We start from the raw sequence: 15,608 nt of genomic DNA on the forward strand, positions 1-15,608 counted from the left end.
GTTTGGTATTCGCGTTAACGCTATTTTACCCGGGTGGGTGGCCACCGACCGTCAACTAGCAAGCTGGTTTACCGAAGAAGAGCAAGTTAAGTGGATGGAAGCCATGGCGCTTAAAAAGTTAGTTACCCCTGAAGATGTTGCTAATTTGGCACTCTTTTTAGCCGCCGATGAAAGCAGTATGATCACCGGGCAGAGTATTAAAATCGACGGTGGGAGGCTTTAAAGCTTGGCTACTTCATCTCTTTTTATTGCTGTTGACTGGGGCACGAGCCATTTACGTGCTTATTTGTGCGAAGTACAAGCGCAATCAACACTTAAATTATTAGCACAACGTGATGGCCCTGGTGTTGTTAAGGCGAATCAAAATTTTGAGCAAACCCTAATCGACACCATTACGGTATGGCAGCAAGAATATGGCAGTTTACCTATATATATTGCTGGGCAAATTACCTCAAGTATTGGCTGGCACGAAACACCTTATTTAGAATGCCCAATTAATCCCGAAGGGTTACTTAATGCAGCGGTTAGCTTTGATTGTGATGGGCATATAATTAAAGCGTTACCTGGCACAAAGTGTACGCTACAAAATAGCTTATTTGATGTAATGCGCGGCGAAGAGCTGCAAATTTTAGGGTTTTTAAAACAAAATCCAGAGTATCAACAAGGTAAAATATTATTATGTTTGCCTGGGACACATACCAAATGGGTGCTTATAAATAACGGCGAAATCATTTGCTTTAAAACAGCCATGACCGGCGAGTTATACGATTTGTTATGTCATCAAAGTGTTTTAATTCCTAATGACTGCGCAGAAGGTGAGTTTGATTTTAAAGCATTTGAGCAAGGCTGTGAGCTAACTTTAGGTAGTGATAGCGGTAACTTGGCTCATGGTATTTTTAGTGTGCGTACACGCCAGCTTTCAAAAGAGTTAACGCCAGTACAAGCCAAAGCTTATTTGTCGGGTGTATTAATTGGCAGCGATGTACGAGCAGCTCGCCATGCAAGCGAGTGGCAATTATTGAGTGATACACAAGTTGTAGTGATTGGCACAAAGCAGCTGAATAAGTGTTTTACTACGGCGCTTAACCAAATAGGTGTGAAGTGTGTTGAGTTTGATATTAAAACAGCGACGCTTAGCGGTTTTAATTATTTGTTTAATTTAGAGTCAAAAAAATAAACCCCTCTATAAAAATTAAATTATAAAGGGGTTAACAGGAAGCTATTATAACTTAATAGTTAAGCGCTTTTAGCTGCTTGGTTATGCTCAATGTAATCATTGAGCGCAGCAACTTGTGCCTCATTAAAACGTAGTCCTAATTTGCTGCGGCGCCATAAAATATTGTATGCGTTTTCTGCCCACTCTTCATTTAGCAAGTATTCTACTTCTGCTGCAAATAAACCATGGCCAAAATCTTGGCCTAAATCACTCAACCCAGTTGCATTAGCTAATATATTTTTAGCGCGAGTACCATAAGTGCGTACAAAGCGTTTAAGTGTTATTTCAGGTAACCATTCATATTTTGCTTTTAGCTCTGATTTAAGTGCTTCTACAGAGCTAAAATCACCACCAGGGAGCGAGCTATGCTTGGTCCACGCTTTGCTCATTTGTGGGTAAAAGTCTTCAAGCTTATTAACCGCAGCTTCGGCAAGTTTGCGATAAGTTGTAATTTTTCCACCAAACACACTCAGTAGAGGTGTTTGCTTAGCATCACTCGAAAGCTCTAATTTATAATCGCGAGTAACGGCTTGTGCATTAACTGATTCGTCATCAAGTAATGGGCGTACACCTGAAAAGGTATGTACTATGTCTTCGCGTTTAATCGGTTGTTTAAAGTAGGTATTAGTAATATCAATTAAGTAATCAATTTCTTCATCGCTAATTTTAACGTCTTGTGCTTCACCTTTGTGTTCTACATCGGTTGTGCCAATAAGTGAGAAGTCATCTTCAAACGGAATAACAAACACAATACGCTGATCTTTATTTTGTAAAATATAAGCTTGTTTCTCATCGTGAATGCGAGGCACTACAATGTGGCTACCTTTTACAAGGCGAATATTTTGTGGCGATTTTTCTGTTAGGGCTTCATCAAATAGCTTAGCAACCCAAGGGCCCGCAGCGTTTACAATACCTTTAGCTGAAATGCTGTATTTAGCTTTACTCTTTTGTTGTTCAAGCGTTATCTGCCATTTACCGTGCTCACGTTTAGCATTTACACACTTAGTTTGTGTGGTAATAACGGCGCCTTTTTCCTGCGCCGCAAGGGCGTTTAAAACGACTAAGCGAGAATCGTCAACCCAGCCATCAGAGTATTCAAACCCTTTGGTAATAGAGGGTTCTAAAACGCTATTTTCGCCAAATTTAATGCTTCGAGAACCCGCTAGTGTTTCGCGTTTCGCTAGGTTGTCATACATAAACAAACCAATGCGAATCATCCATGCAGGGCGTAAATGCTTTTGATGCGGCAATCTAAAAGTAAGTGGCCACATAATATGGGGTGCGTTCTTAAGTAGCACTTCTCGCTCTGCTAGGGCTTCTTTTACTAATCTAAATTCGTAATGCTCAAGGTAGCGTAGACCACCGTGGATCAGCTTAGAACTATTTGAAGATGTTGCACAGGCAAGGTCTGATTGTTCGCACAAGAGTACTTTTAATCCTCTGCCTGCTGCATCAGCTGCTATTCCAGTGCCGTTTACACCGCCACCGATGACTAGTAAGTCATATTCGTTATCTGCTAATTCCACCGAGCTAACCTTTTTATTTGTAATATAAATAAGACATAAGCATCATAAAGCTGCTGTTTTCATTTGACAATAGAAAACCCAGTTTTTTATTCGTTAATTTTGACGCCAATCCATTTTCAATTTAAAGCAGTAAAGCATGCATTTTAAATCTAGCATTTAGCTAAGTTAAAAAAGCAAAGTGGTTAAAGTATTGGCCTTAACCACTTAGTATTTACTATGGGCAATTTTTATTCGTTAAGCATACTTGAGCTACGCAGTGCTGCCATTTTGCGTATAGATCGTTACGCTCGTCGGCACTCATGGTTGGCTCAAAACGACGGTCGCATGTCCACATTTTAGATAACTGCTCAGTCGACTCGTACACACCTGTTTGTAAGCCAGCTAAATATGCTACGCCTAAAGAGGTCGTTTCGGTCACAGTTGGGCGCTCTACTGTTGCACCTAAAATGTTTGATAAGAAGGTCATAACCCAATTATTTTTTACCATACCGCCATCTACACGAAGCACACTTGGGCGAAGACCATCACGCTCCATCGCTTTTTGTAAATCTTTGGTCTGGTAACCAACTGATTGCAGCGCTGCAGCAACTATGGTGCTAATACCCGAATCGCGTGTTAGCCCTAAAATAGCGCCACGTGCATTAGGGTCCCAATAAGGAGCACCTAAACCCGTAAACGAAGGCACTAAAAATACACCATGATCGAGCGGTACATCTTTAACCATCGACTCACTTTCGCCAGCATGGCTAAGTAGCTTTAAGCCTTCAACAATCCACTGCATAGTTGCGCCAGCCATAAATATACTGCCTTCAATGGCGTAAGTTGGCTTGCCGTTTAATCTATAAGCAACAGTGGTCAATAAGCGGTTTTCTGAGGTCAGTGCTTTTTCGCCAGTGTTAAGCATTAAAAAACAGCCAGTACCATATGTACTTTTAGCCATGCCTTGTTCAAAACATGCGTGGCCAACAAGCGCGGCCTGCTGATCGCCTGCAATACCACAAACACGAATTGGCGCGCCAAAAATGTCAGCACTGGTTGAGCCAAACTCGTCAGCTGAATCCATTACTTCTGGCAGCATAGATTCTGGAATATCGAATAACTCTAGGAGCTCTTGATCCCACTGCTGGGTGTGAATATTAAATAACATGGTGCGTGATGCATTGGTTGCATCGGTGCGGTGCTCTTTGCCGCCTGTTAGCTGCCAAAGTAGGTAAGTGTCAACTGTACCGAAGGCGAGCTCACCTGCAAGGGCTTGTTCGCGTGCGCCTTCAACGTTATCTAAAATCCAACGAATTTTAGTGGCCGAAAAATAAGGGTCGAGCAATAAGCCTGTTTTTTCGCTTATCGTTTGGCAAAGCTCATCAGTTGTTAGGCTTTCGCAATAGTCACTTGTGCGACGGTCTTGCCATACAATAGCGTTATAAATTGTTTTGCCTGTTTTTTTGTTCCACACTAAAGTGGTTTCGCGTTGGTTGGTGATACCAATGGCAATAATTTCTTCAGGCTTTACATCGTTTTTAGTTAACACTTCGCGACTAGTGCTAAGCACTGTTTGCCAAATATCGTTAGGGTCGTGTTCTACCCAACCATTTTGTGGAAAATGCTGCGAAAATTCTTGTTGTGCTGTACCAAAAACGTCTGCATCTTTTGTAAACAAGATGGCCCGAGAGCTTGTGGTTCCTTGATCAATTGAGAGTATGTATTTGGACATAATTATTAATATTATTTATCTTATATATAGCTAGATTGCCTTTAACTGAGGCTAATGGCAATGATTTTTTCTTAAAATTCCTGATTAAAAAGTAAGCGTGTTTTTTTAACAGGTAACTCTTTAATAAAACACGTTTTACTTTGAGGTGATTTTAAGTGAGAACACGGCTATAAAAAAGATAGCCGTGTTGAGTAAGTTATTTAGCGTGTGGTTTAGCTTGCTGCCAATCCATACCGGTAGAAAAGCGATTATCAAACCCGCGCCACTGTGGTAGTGGTTTACCGTCAACAACAGCTTGGTCGCCGTTTTGTGGTAAATCTAAGTATTCACATTGAGTGGTTATGCCTTTTACATGACAGTCCATCATCGCAAGTACAAAATGCTTGTTGGTTTCGTTAATTGTGCGCATAGACCACGAAGGCTCGTAGTAATGGCCTATATCTAGCTCACTGCTGCTTTGTGCAATAGCAGGGGCTGGGTGTGGTGCAATATTATGGCGTGCATTTTTGTAAGTAAGCATGTACTTATCTTTGCTGCCTGTTTGGTTATAAAGGTTTTTAATACCTTCATAGCCAGAAATGTCATCTAAGTTACCGGCGACATAAAGCGAAGGTACTTTAATATTTCCCATCGCTTTGGCATCAAATATAGCGTGCTGTCCGCCCCAAGGCGCAAAGGCCACCATCGCTTTTATACGTGGGTCTACTTTTGGGTTTTTGTATTGCCCACCAGCGCAGCTGTTTAGTAATTGCTGTACTTGTTTAATTTGAGCTGGGTCTTTCATACCTGTAAACATAGCCGTAGTTTGCTCATTAAAAGCGTAACAACCACCTATCGTATTTACAGCGCCATAGCCACCCATTGAGTAACCAATTACGCCTGCGCTTTTGTTATCTACCTGCTTGCTTGCAAAGTTGTTTTGCTCATTAAAGTAATTAATAACAAACTGCTGATCGCGTGAGCGATTTATAAGCGTGCTAAAAAAGCCAGAGAACGGCGCGTTTTTAAAATCAACATCAGCATTGGTTGAGTCAGTATGATCAATCGCTACCACAATGTAACCGTGCGACGCTAAGTGCTCGCCAAGGTAGTACATAATTGTACGATAACCGGTATAACCGTGCGAAAGCACTATCACAGGGTAGTGCTCTTTATTATTAATGGCGACATCACGCATTGCATCGGCTTGCAGAGTAAACTCTTTACCTGAGCGAGTTTGATCGGTGTAGCTGGTAAGTGGCGCTTTTGCTGTATTTACAGCCGGATACCACACTTCTACTTTTAAAGGACGATCTTTTTGGCCTTGTGTAGCGGGGTCAAATTGCGCAGGGTTAACTAAATCAAGTGTTTGCACACCTACATTGTAGCTACCTTTAGCTGCAAGCTCTGGGAGTACTTCGCTAGTGATTGGCGGGTATAGCTGTTCTGGTTTATTAGATTCAGCAACAGCTACACTGGCAGATAAACTGCACGTAGCAAGTAATATGGCTTTTGAAAGCGCCTTGAGTGTGTGTGTCATTGTGTGTCCTTGTTGTGTATTTTTATTTTTTAATTAGTCAGTTCAGCCGACTCGACGGCATTGCTATATTGCAGCTGCCATTGTGCTCGTAAGGTATCCATTATGTTCATAACTCGTAAGCTAGTACCCAGTGGTAATACGCTGCTTTGGGTTTGTTTTTGTAATATACACTGCGTGACATGTGCAATTTCAAACTTAAAGTTTTCATCGTCGCTAAAGTCGTATTCAAAGTACTGAGGGTCTTGGTCGTTTATGTGTAGCTCTAGCGTTTTTGCACCTACAAACTGAGGTATTCTAATATAGCCAAGCTCACCATTAATACATGCTTCTGTTGGGCCATTTTGCTGCAGTGCGCTGGCAAGAGATGCAAATTGCCCGTTACCGTAATCAACTATAGCAGTGCTTCGCTCATCAACGCCGGTTGTGCTTTTATGTACAAAGGATTTGATGTGTTCAGGGGTTTTATTAAATACCACATCAGCAATCGAAATAGGGTAAATACCTAAATCGAGCAGGGCGCCACCCGCTGTTACAGGGTTCATTAATCGGTGAGTGTCGGCAAAGCTGCCAGGTAAACTAAAGTTGGCATTAACACTGTGCACATTACCAATAACACCTTCACTTAGGAGCTGTTGTAATTTTACTATAGCTGGTAAAAACCGCATCCAAACACCTTCCATTAAAAAGCAGTTTTGTTGCTTGGCAAGCTTAGTGAGGCTTTGTAACTGCTCAGCATTAACGGTAATTGGTTTTTCGCTTAGCACGTGCTTATTGTGTGTTAAGCATTCGGCTATCGTTTTAAAGTGTTGATCGTGCGTATTGGCAATATAAATAGCGTCAATGTTTGGGCATTGAATAAGTGCTTGATAGCTCTCATAGCCTTGAATATTGTACGGTGTGGCAAATTCTTTAGCGCGCTGCATATTCGTTGATGCAGCGCCAATAAGCTGTGCATCACTGCAATGCGCAATGCTTTTAGCAAAGGTGTGAGCTATATTGCCACACCCAATAATTCCCCAATTAACCTTTGCCATGCTTATTCCTTAGGTTTATTTAAAAAGACGTAATTTGTAATCCTGAACCCGCTGAACATACGTAAATATCAGCATTTAAGCTAAAGCGCTCAAAGTAATGCTTTTCTACCGCAGCTTTAATAAGAGGTACTTCAGCATCGCGACACAAACATACAATTGCGCCACCAAAACCACCCCCTGTCATACGTACTGCGCCGCGATCGCCCATCGCTTCTTTACAAATTTCAACTAAGCCATCGGTTGCAGGTACGGTTACTTCAAAGTCGTGTTTAAGTGACTGGTGTGATGCAGCCATCAATTCGCGAAGTTGCTCCATATCATTGGTTTGCAATGCAGTAGTTGCTGCAATTACACGGTCGTTTTCGCTAATTACGTGGTGTGCACGTTTATATTCGTTTTCGCTTAATGTCGCTTTTACTGCTTGCAAGCCAGTCATGGTTGCTTGGCGAAGTGTTTCTACACCCATTTTTACAGCAGCTTGTTCGCAGTCAATACGGCGCTGGTTGTATTCGCTATCAACCAACTTGCGCGGGTAGTTAGAGTTAACAATAACAATATTTAAATCATCAGGAACTTTAACTGATTTGGTTGCTAGGTTTTCACAGTCGATTAATAGTGCATGCCCATTTTCGCCTTTAGCTGAAATAAGCTGATCCATAATGCCGCATTGGCAATGCATAAAGTCATTTTCGGCTTCTTGGCCAAATAGCGCAATTTGCTCTGGCGGTAAACCAAGCTGTGCAACATGGTTAAACATACCGCCAACTGCAACTTCTAGTGCTGCCGATGATGACAAGCCACTACCTTGCGGTAAGTTACTGTCAATTAGTAGATCGGCGCCACGCAGTGTGTAGCCCGCTCTTTTAAGAACATAAGTCACAGCACGAATGTAGTTACCCCATTGCGACTGGCCTTCAGTGATTTCTTCATCAACACTAAAGCTGTCTTGCTCGCCTGGGTAATTTAAAGAATGCACAGTAATAATATTGTCGTCGCGCTCTTTAAACATTACTTGGGTACGAAACTCTAACGAACACGGTAAAACAAAACCGTCGTTGTAGTCGGTAAATTCGCCAATGAGGTTTACACGCCCCGGTGCTGCTGCAATACCTTGAGCAGGCGCGCCATACAGTGACAAAAATTGTTGTTGGAATTCGTTAAGCTTCATCTGTGTGTCCTGCTGTATCTTTATAGTGTGTTGTACTGGCTGCTTTTAAAATAGAAGCAGCGGTTTCTGCGCTTAAATCGCGTTGGCTTTCGCCTAGCATTTCGTAGCCTACCATGTGTTTTTTAACAGTAGCAGAGCGAAGTAGCGGCGGATAAAAGTGTGCATGCAAACGCCAATGTTGCTCATCAGAGCCTCTATTAGCGGGTGCATTGTGCCATCCCATTGAGTATGGGAAGCTGCAATTAAATACGTTGTCGTACTTAGTGGTTAATACTTTAAGTGCCTGAGCCAAAGAGTTGGTTTGCGCATCGTTTAGCTGGCTAAAGTTTTGAATATTATCTTTAGTTACTAGCATTGTTTCAAACGGCCATGCAGCCCAAAATGGCACAACAACAAGCCAATGTTCGTTTTCAAATACAACACGAGTTTTATCTGCTTGCTCTTTTTGCGCGTAATCGTCAAGCATGGCTGTGCCATGCTTTTTATAATAGGCAAGCTGCTGGTTATCTTCGGCTTCTATTTCGGTTGATAAATGCGAGTGAGCCCATACTTGGCCGTGAGGATGAGGTTGCGAACAACCCATGATCTCGCCTTTATTTTCGAAAACTTGTACGCATTCGTACTGCTGTGCAAGCTCTGTGTAATTTTGTTTCCAGGTTTTTACTACTTCGTGCAATGCGTTTTGGCTAAGCTCTGGTAGTGTTTTATTATGCTCTGGAGAAAAACAAATTACGCGGCATTCGCCACTGGCTTCGTCGGCAATAAATAAATCGCTGTCTGACTCTAAGCTTTGTAATTGCTCGCTGGCATTAGGTGTTAATGCGCCAAAGTCATTTCTAAATACGTGTGTGTATTTGTAATCTGGATTGCTGTCGCCATTTGCACGGGTATTGCTTGGGCAAAGTGGGCAGCTTTCATCGTGTCTTGGTAATACGTTTTCATTAACGGCTTCTGTTGCGCCTAACCATGGGCGGTTATTACGATGTGGTGACACTAATACCCAACGACCCGTTAGCGGATTTTTACGTCTGTGAGTACTTTCTAATAAAGCCATATTAACTCTCCAACCCACTTGGGTAATTAGTTTGCCAGCGCCATGTGTCGTTTGTCATGTCGCTAAGTGTTAGTTCTGCGTGCCAGTTAAGTGTGTTTTGCGCTTTTGTGGCATCGGCGTAGTTACAGGCAATATCACCTGCTCGGCGCGGTGCAATTTGATAAGGAATATCTTTATTGGCTGATGCGCTAAATGCGTTGATCATATCAAGCACAGAATAACCTTGCCCTGTGCCTAAGTTGTAAGCATGAAAGGCGGTATCTGTTTTATGCTGCATAAATGCCGCAACATGACCTTTAGCTAAATCTAAAACATGAATATAGTCGCGCACGCCTGTGCCATCTTCAGTGTCGTAGTCGTCACCAAAAATATTAACCACGTCGCGTTTGCCTACTGCAGTTTGAGCAATAAAGGGCATTAAGTTATTAGGAATACCATTAGGGCTTTCACCTAATAAACCACTTGGGTGTGCACCTACTGGGTTAAAGTAACGAAGCGCTATGCCCATAAATTTGCTGTTGGCATTACATACATCTTGCATGGCTTGTTCAACCATAACTTTAGTCCAACCATAAGGGTTAGTTGCGCGTATAGGATGCTTTTCGTCAATAGGGAGGTAGTCTGGCTCACCGTACACAGTAGCCGATGAGCTAAATATAATATGGTTAACGCCTTCATCTTGCATGTTTTGTAGCATGCTTAATGTGCCCGACACATTATTTTGATAATAACGCAGTGGTTGCTCAGTTGATTCGCCAACGGCTTTTAAAGCCGCAAAGTGAAAAACAGCTTCGGCTTTAGTATGTTTTAGAGCGAGCTTAAATTGTTGCTCGTCTTGAATGTCACCCAATATAAACTCAAACCGAGTACCAGTAATCTTTTCGAGTTGGTCAAGTACCCGCGCACTTGCATTAGATAAGTTATCATAAATAACAGGCGTAATACCTGCTTCATGCAATGCAATACATGTGTGGCTACCTATGTAACCCATGCCGCCAGTAACTAAAACTTTCATGTTATTTCTCGAAAAGTGTATTTATATGATAAATACTACTATTAAGGGGGTTTAAAAACAATAGTTATGATTGCTGGGTAATTCAAATAAAAGCATAAAAAACATTCAGCTTAAACACTTACCTGCCTTTTAAAGGAATGCTTTTATATTGACTAACATAGACTTAGCTTTATCAATTGATTAGATAAACTGATTCGATTATTGACCTAATTATCAGCGGTAGGGAGGCTGCTAATATAGCGAAAACAAAGTTAGGAGAGAGCAACATAAATAAAACAGTTTTACTTACCGGTGCTACCGATAGCACTGGCTAGGAACGCAAAGATGTTATTAACCCAAGCAGTGTATTTATGAAACCTGTGGGTGGCTTTGTAAAGTTTTAGAGAAAATAGCCATTGTTGATCTAAAGAGCTCACCTCATCAGTGAGCTCTTTTTTTAGTGGCATTACTGCTCTTGCTGCAAGCGCTCGTATAGCCAATCTTTTAATTCCGTACGTTCGTGTTTTAGCTGATGCATTTGCTCGTCGCTTATGGGGGCATCTTTGAGCTCTAACACTCTAATTTCTTTATCTAGCTTGTCGTACTTATCTGCTTTTTTTGCAAATTCAGTATCGCTTTCATTTAACTCGGCAATGGTCTTTAAGTACTCTGGAAAGTCATTAGTTAATGAGTGGTCTTCGCCTAACATATTCGCTCCTTAATAGGATATAAATGAGCTCACAAGTAAGTGAGTTGTATAAGTGAATTACTGCCTTTCATATAATACACTGGGGCTTACATAGATATAATTCAACCATTGAGCCGCTAATTTGATGTAGCGCAAACAATCTGTTTATTTTGCTCAGTAAGGTATTTCACTAAAGTATTTAATAGAGCGATCAATAAACGCATGTACTTTAGAGGTCAATAATTTATTGTTGGGGTATACAGCCTAAATAGGAGTATTAACTACTCGTAAAAAGCTTAGGGTTCGATATTATTGCTCAAGCTGCAAGGAATCTCTGGCTAGAGAAAATAAATTTAAATATCACCGTGATTCAATACGTTAATAAATCTCTTAACCAGAGTTCAGGTTAAGTAAACCAATACCCGCTAAAGGCTTTTATGCATTTTAGCTAAAAGAGTTAATTTTTAACGCTTTTTGCTAATTTATGTTGGTTAATTAATAGTGGTAGAATGCAGCGCTTAGTACCACTTGTGTGAAGTAAGTGGTCAATAATTTATAAGGTTTGTTGTGTAATGCTGTTAATGATCGATAACTACGATTCGTTTACTTACAACTTAGTGCAATATTTTCAGCGTTTAGATCAAGACGTTTTAGTGAAACGTAATGACGAGCTAAGCATTGCACAAATAAAGCAGTTGAACCCGAAACACATCGTGTTATCGCCGGGGCCATGCACGCCTAACGAAGCGGGTATTTCGTTAAATGTTGTTGAGCAACTAAAAGGGCAATATCCTATTTTAGGGATTTGCTTGGGGCATCAAACTATCGCGCAAGCTTTAGGGGGAAATGTAATACGTGCTAAAAAAGTAATGCACGGTAAAACATCACCCATAGTTCACACTAATAAAGGGGTGTTTAAAGGCTTAGCTAACCCGTTAACAGTATGTCGTTATCATTCTTTAGTGGTTAAAGAGCAAACTCTACCTAAAGAACTTGAAGTAACCGCATGGAGTCAGACTGAGCAAGGCGAGTTTGACGAAATTATGGGGTTACTTCATAAAGAACTAGCAATCGAAGGTGTGCAGTTTCACCCCGAAGCTATTCTAACTGATCAAGGCTTAGAACTGCTTGATAACTTTTTAACTCGCTTCTAATGTTATAATACACAGAGCATTTAATACTTTATTAAAGGATGTCATGACTGAACTTGTAGCCCAGCAGCGTACTGCCAAAATACTAAGCCAACGGGCTCATGACTTATTGCTTGGGCACAGCTTTGCGCATCAGCAAATTGGTTTCATCCATACATTAGATATAGATTACGGCGAACCCATGAAGCAACGCACTTTGCTTCAGGTTGAAGTGGCCGCACAGAATAAACGCCAGCAAAGCAGTACTGCACATCATAAGTACCGCGCTCAAGCGAGTGAGCAACTACACAAAACAATTGAAACAGCTATATATAAGCAGCTCGAAGATATAGATGGTGTAATTCACAGTACTATAGGCATTGAAGATGGCATTGCCAATATACTCGATATATTAGCTGTAAAGTCGGCATCAGTAGGGCGCTTAGAACCATTGGTAAATGATATAGGCTGGTTGGGTAGAGAATTAGTAACGCTTGTTAATTTACCTTACTATCGTAATCAGCGTAGTAAAAACACGTCTGTGAAAGTAGATAAACCATCGCTTGCCCTTCGTTATATTGGCCTTGATAACTTACAGCTAGTGATTCCTACATTTGCTGCCCGTCATTGGATGCCACATAGCACCGAACCATTTTCATTATTAAAACGCCGGCTACGCGACAGCGCGATGGCAAACGCGATTGCAGCGCAAAAAATTGCACAAATTAATAATGTGAATGACGTACATGCATTTACCCTTGGAATGCTTTTAGATGTAGGACGAATTGCATTAGTGCGCTTGTACTTAAAAACGTTTGAGAAAGTATGGCAACGCAAAGTGCAGTTAGCCCGAAATGAAAACCAAAAAGATTTACACACCGCATTATTAGAGCTACAGCCCGACCCGCTATTTTTAACCACTCTACTTAGCAATAAGTCGATAGAAGTAAGCGCCAAAGTAATAGACAAAATGGCTTTTAAATATTTACCGTTTAAAGGTGTAATGCAGCAGCTAGTAAATGGGGTAGATAAAGGCGATACATTACTGCCATTAACAGAAGTAATGCTAAAGGCACGGTGCTACTCTCAATATCTTAATTTAAAAGAGCATCAACTTATTGAGCCTGATGAAACTCTAAGCTGGTTTTCGTACTTTAAGTTCACTAAAACGGAACTAAAAACCCTCCAATCGAGTAATTTTACCAATTTAGCTATTCAAATTGACTAAAAATCTGAATTTTTTGTTAATTTTTTTGCGACTAACCATTCATTCTCACTCTATTGTTATATTGCATATTTGCCGATTAAAGCGTGCTTGCCTCTGCGCTCATGCGGTTAGTTGTCTAAAACCAAGTATGAATGGCTATGCAAATAGTTATTCACTATCTATGAAATAATATCTTTAGCCCTTTATTTTCAAGGGATACATGAAAGTTTTTAACGAGACAGATATAAGTAATTCTGAAATAATGTGCGTCTGAAAATTGAACCACAAAGCAATTTTGCGCAATTATCAGGTTACTGATCTTGCCTATAAAGTTGGTTACAAATATTAACCAAACACCTATTTTGATGTTTTGTGTTGCTCACAATTAAGAGGAAATAAAATGACAGTCAATCGCGAATTATTTGATCACGTAATGGTTCCTAACTACGCACCTTCAAGCGTAATTCCTGTTCGAGGCGAAGGTTCTCGCGTATGGGATCAAGAAGGTCGAGAGTTTATCGACTTTGCTGGTGGTATTGCAGTTAACTGTCTTGGCCATTGCCACCCTGCATTAGTAGGCGCATTAAAAGAGCAAGGCGAAAAAATCTGGCATCTATCAAATGTAATGACCAATGAGCCGGCACTTCGCCTAGCTAAAAAAATGGTTGATGCTACATTTGCTGAAAAAGTTTATTTTGCCAACTCAGGCGCAGAAGCAAACGAAGCAGCGCTTAAGTTAGCGCGTCGTTTTGCACTTGATAAGTTTGGCGCAGAAAAATCACAAATCATCGCGTTCAACAAAGGTTTCCACGGTCGTACATTCTTTACCGTAACTGTTGGTGGCCAAGCTGCATATTCAGATGGTTTTGGTCCTAAGCCTGGCGACATTGTACATTGTGATTACAACGACCTAGCTGCTTTTGAAGCGCTTATCAGCGATAAAACATGTGCCGTAATGATGGAACCTCTACAAGGTGAAGGCGGTATTGTTTCACCAACTGACGAGTTTGCTCAAGGCGTTCGCGATTTATGTACTAAACATAGCGCACTGCTTATTTTTGATGAAGTTCAAACAGGTGTTGGCCGTACTGGCGATTTATACGCATACCAAGGCTTAAACATAGTACCTGATATTTTAACTTCAGCTAAAGCACTTGGCGGCGGTTTCCCTATTGGCGCTATGATCACAACAACTGAAATTGCACAGCATCTTAAAGTAGGTACTCATGGTTCTACTTATGGCGGCAACCCGCTTGCGTGTGCTGTTGCAGAAGCTGCATTTGATACAGTAAATACCCCAGAAGTACTTGCTGGCGTAAAAGCTAAAGCAGCATTATTTAATGAACTACTTACTGCGGTTAACGACAAATACAACGTATTTAGCGAAATCCGTGGCCAAGGTTTATTAATTGGTGCAGTAGTGAACGAGCAATATAAAGGTCGTGCAAAAGAGTTTTTAGTGGCAGGGACTGAGCAAGGCCTTATGTCATTAGTTGCTGGTGCAGACGTAATACGTTTCACTCCATCTTTAGTAATTCCTGAAGCGGACATTCGCGAAGGTATGGCACGCTTTGAAAAAGCAGTAGCAAGCGTAGTAAACGCATAAGCGACTTAAGCCAACCAATTAAGGGCAAGCACTGCTTGCCCTGCAATTCCTATTTACCGTTATTTATAAGGGAGCAAGCGGACTCATGATGATCCTTCGCCCAATCCAGCAAAATGATTATTCAGCATTACTGAAAATTGCCCACGAATCAGGGCATGGTTTTACGTCTTTGCCATTAAACGAAGAACTATTGCAAAAAAAGATCGACCATTCAGTAAGCTCTTTTGCTAAACAAACGTCACAACCTGGTGACGAAGGCTACCTGTTTGTTCTTGAAGATAGCGAAACCGGTGACGTTGTAGGAACATCTGCAATTGAAGCTGCGGTAGGGCTTGATGATGCATTTTATCATTATCACTTAAGTAAAGTGATTCACTCTTCGCGCACATTAGACGTATACAAAGCGGTTGATATTCTAACGCTATGTAACGACTACACAGGTGCTACAGAGCTTTGCACATTGTTTTTAAAAGATGGCTATCGTAAAAATTGTAACGGTAAGCTACTTTCAAAAGCGCGCTTTATGTTTATAAAACAGCATCAAGAGCGTTTTGCGCAAACAGTGATTGCAGAAATGCGCGGTGTGTCTGACGAAAACGGCAGTAGCCCTTTTTGGCAGTGGCTTGAAGAGCACTTTTTCTCAATGGATTTTCCAACAGCCGATTACCTAACAGGTATTGGCCAAAAGGTTTTCATTGCTGAACTAATGCCTAAATACCCAATTTACGTAAACTTGCTAAGTAAAGATGCGCAAG

Annotated in this window: 14 protein-coding genes; 6 read left to right on the forward strand and 8 right to left on the reverse strand. The window is 41.1% G+C overall.

Annotation, left to right across the window (positions count from 1 at the left end; translation table 11 throughout):
- Together L654_RS0123720 and L654_RS0123725 are read left to right on the forward strand one after the other, a co-directional pair.
- Nucleotides 1-223, forward strand: a 223-nt coding sequence (locus L654_RS0123720) for an SDR family oxidoreductase (protein ID WP_029753767.1), incomplete at its 5' end; no start/stop codon positions are given.
- 3 nt (nucleotides 224-226) lie between these two features.
- Complete coding sequence (locus L654_RS0123725) at nucleotides 227-1,177, forward strand: 2-dehydro-3-deoxygalactonokinase (protein WP_024609230.1); 951 nt, start codon at nucleotides 227-229, stop codon at nucleotides 1,175-1,177.
- A gap of 59 nt (nucleotides 1,178-1,236) precedes the next feature.
- Here the strand turns inward: L654_RS0123725 and glpD are convergent, their stop codons facing one another.
- The 8 genes from glpD to L654_RS0123770 all read right to left on the reverse strand — a co-directional run bounded on the left by glpD (nucleotide 1,237) and on the right by L654_RS0123770 (nucleotide 10,931).
- Complete coding sequence (glpD, locus tag L654_RS0123730) at nucleotides 1,237-2,742, reverse strand: glycerol-3-phosphate dehydrogenase (RefSeq protein WP_024609231.1); 1,506 nt, start codon at nucleotides 2,740-2,742, stop codon at nucleotides 1,237-1,239.
- 214 nt (nucleotides 2,743-2,956) lie between these two features.
- Nucleotides 2,957-4,453 carry a glycerol kinase GlpK gene (gene glpK, locus L654_RS0123735; protein ID WP_032826852.1) on the reverse strand — a complete coding sequence of 499 codons (1,497 nt, stop codon included), beginning with the start codon at nucleotides 4,451-4,453 and terminating at the stop codon, nucleotides 2,957-2,959.
- A 196-nt stretch (nucleotides 4,454-4,649) separates the two neighbouring features.
- Nucleotides 4,650-5,972, reverse strand: coding sequence for a dienelactone hydrolase family protein (locus tag L654_RS0123740; RefSeq protein WP_024609232.1), 1,323 nt, complete (start codon nucleotides 5,970-5,972; stop codon nucleotides 4,650-4,652).
- 29 nt (nucleotides 5,973-6,001) lie between these two features.
- Complete coding sequence (locus tag L654_RS0123745; RefSeq protein ID WP_024609233.1) at nucleotides 6,002-7,006, reverse strand: Gfo/Idh/MocA family oxidoreductase; 1,005 nt, start codon at nucleotides 7,004-7,006, stop codon at nucleotides 6,002-6,004.
- Between the two features lie 19 nt (nucleotides 7,007-7,025).
- Nucleotides 7,026-8,174 (reverse strand): galactokinase, encoded by a 1,149-nt coding sequence (galK, locus tag L654_RS0123750; RefSeq protein ID WP_024609234.1) that lies wholly within the window; start codon nucleotides 8,172-8,174, stop codon nucleotides 7,026-7,028.
- Nucleotides 8,164-9,228: a UDP-glucose--hexose-1-phosphate uridylyltransferase gene (locus L654_RS0123755; protein WP_024609235.1), complete on the reverse strand. Its 1,065-nt coding sequence runs from the start codon at nucleotides 9,226-9,228 to the stop codon at nucleotides 8,164-8,166. The genes galK and L654_RS0123755 overlap by 11 nt, the downstream gene beginning before the upstream one ends.
- A gap of 1 nt (nucleotide 9,229) precedes the next feature.
- Complete coding sequence (galE, locus tag L654_RS0123760) at nucleotides 9,230-10,243, reverse strand: UDP-glucose 4-epimerase GalE (protein WP_024609236.1); 1,014 nt, start codon at nucleotides 10,241-10,243, stop codon at nucleotides 9,230-9,232.
- Between the two features lie 445 nt (nucleotides 10,244-10,688).
- On the reverse strand, nucleotides 10,689-10,931 hold the full coding sequence (locus tag L654_RS0123770) for a YdcH family protein (RefSeq protein ID WP_007580070.1): 243 nt from the start codon (nucleotides 10,929-10,931) through the stop codon (nucleotides 10,689-10,691).
- 551 nt (nucleotides 10,932-11,482) lie between these two features.
- Between L654_RS0123770 and L654_RS0123775 the strand changes: the two genes are divergently transcribed.
- The 4 genes from L654_RS0123775 to L654_RS0123790 form a co-directional block, all read left to right on the forward strand.
- Complete coding sequence (locus L654_RS0123775) at nucleotides 11,483-12,064, forward strand: aminodeoxychorismate/anthranilate synthase component II (RefSeq protein ID WP_024609237.1); 582 nt, start codon at nucleotides 11,483-11,485, stop codon at nucleotides 12,062-12,064.
- Nucleotides 12,065-12,107: 43 nt separating this feature from the next.
- Nucleotides 12,108-13,268 (forward strand): HDOD domain-containing protein, encoded by a 1,161-nt coding sequence (locus tag L654_RS0123780; RefSeq protein ID WP_024609238.1) that lies wholly within the window; start codon nucleotides 12,108-12,110, stop codon nucleotides 13,266-13,268.
- Nucleotides 13,269-13,647: 379 nt separating this feature from the next.
- Nucleotides 13,648-14,853, forward strand: a complete 1,206-nt coding sequence (locus L654_RS0123785) for an aspartate aminotransferase family protein (RefSeq protein WP_024609239.1) — start codon at nucleotides 13,648-13,650, stop codon at nucleotides 14,851-14,853.
- Between the two features lie 85 nt (nucleotides 14,854-14,938).
- On the forward strand, nucleotides 14,939-15,608 hold a 670-nt coding region (locus L654_RS0123790; protein ID WP_024609240.1), incomplete at its 3' end, for an arginine N-succinyltransferase.

Source organism: Pseudoalteromonas sp. TAB23 (assembly GCF_000498075.1).
In the GTDB taxonomy this organism is placed as follows: Bacteria; Pseudomonadota; Gammaproteobacteria; order Enterobacterales; family Alteromonadaceae; genus Pseudoalteromonas; species Pseudoalteromonas arctica.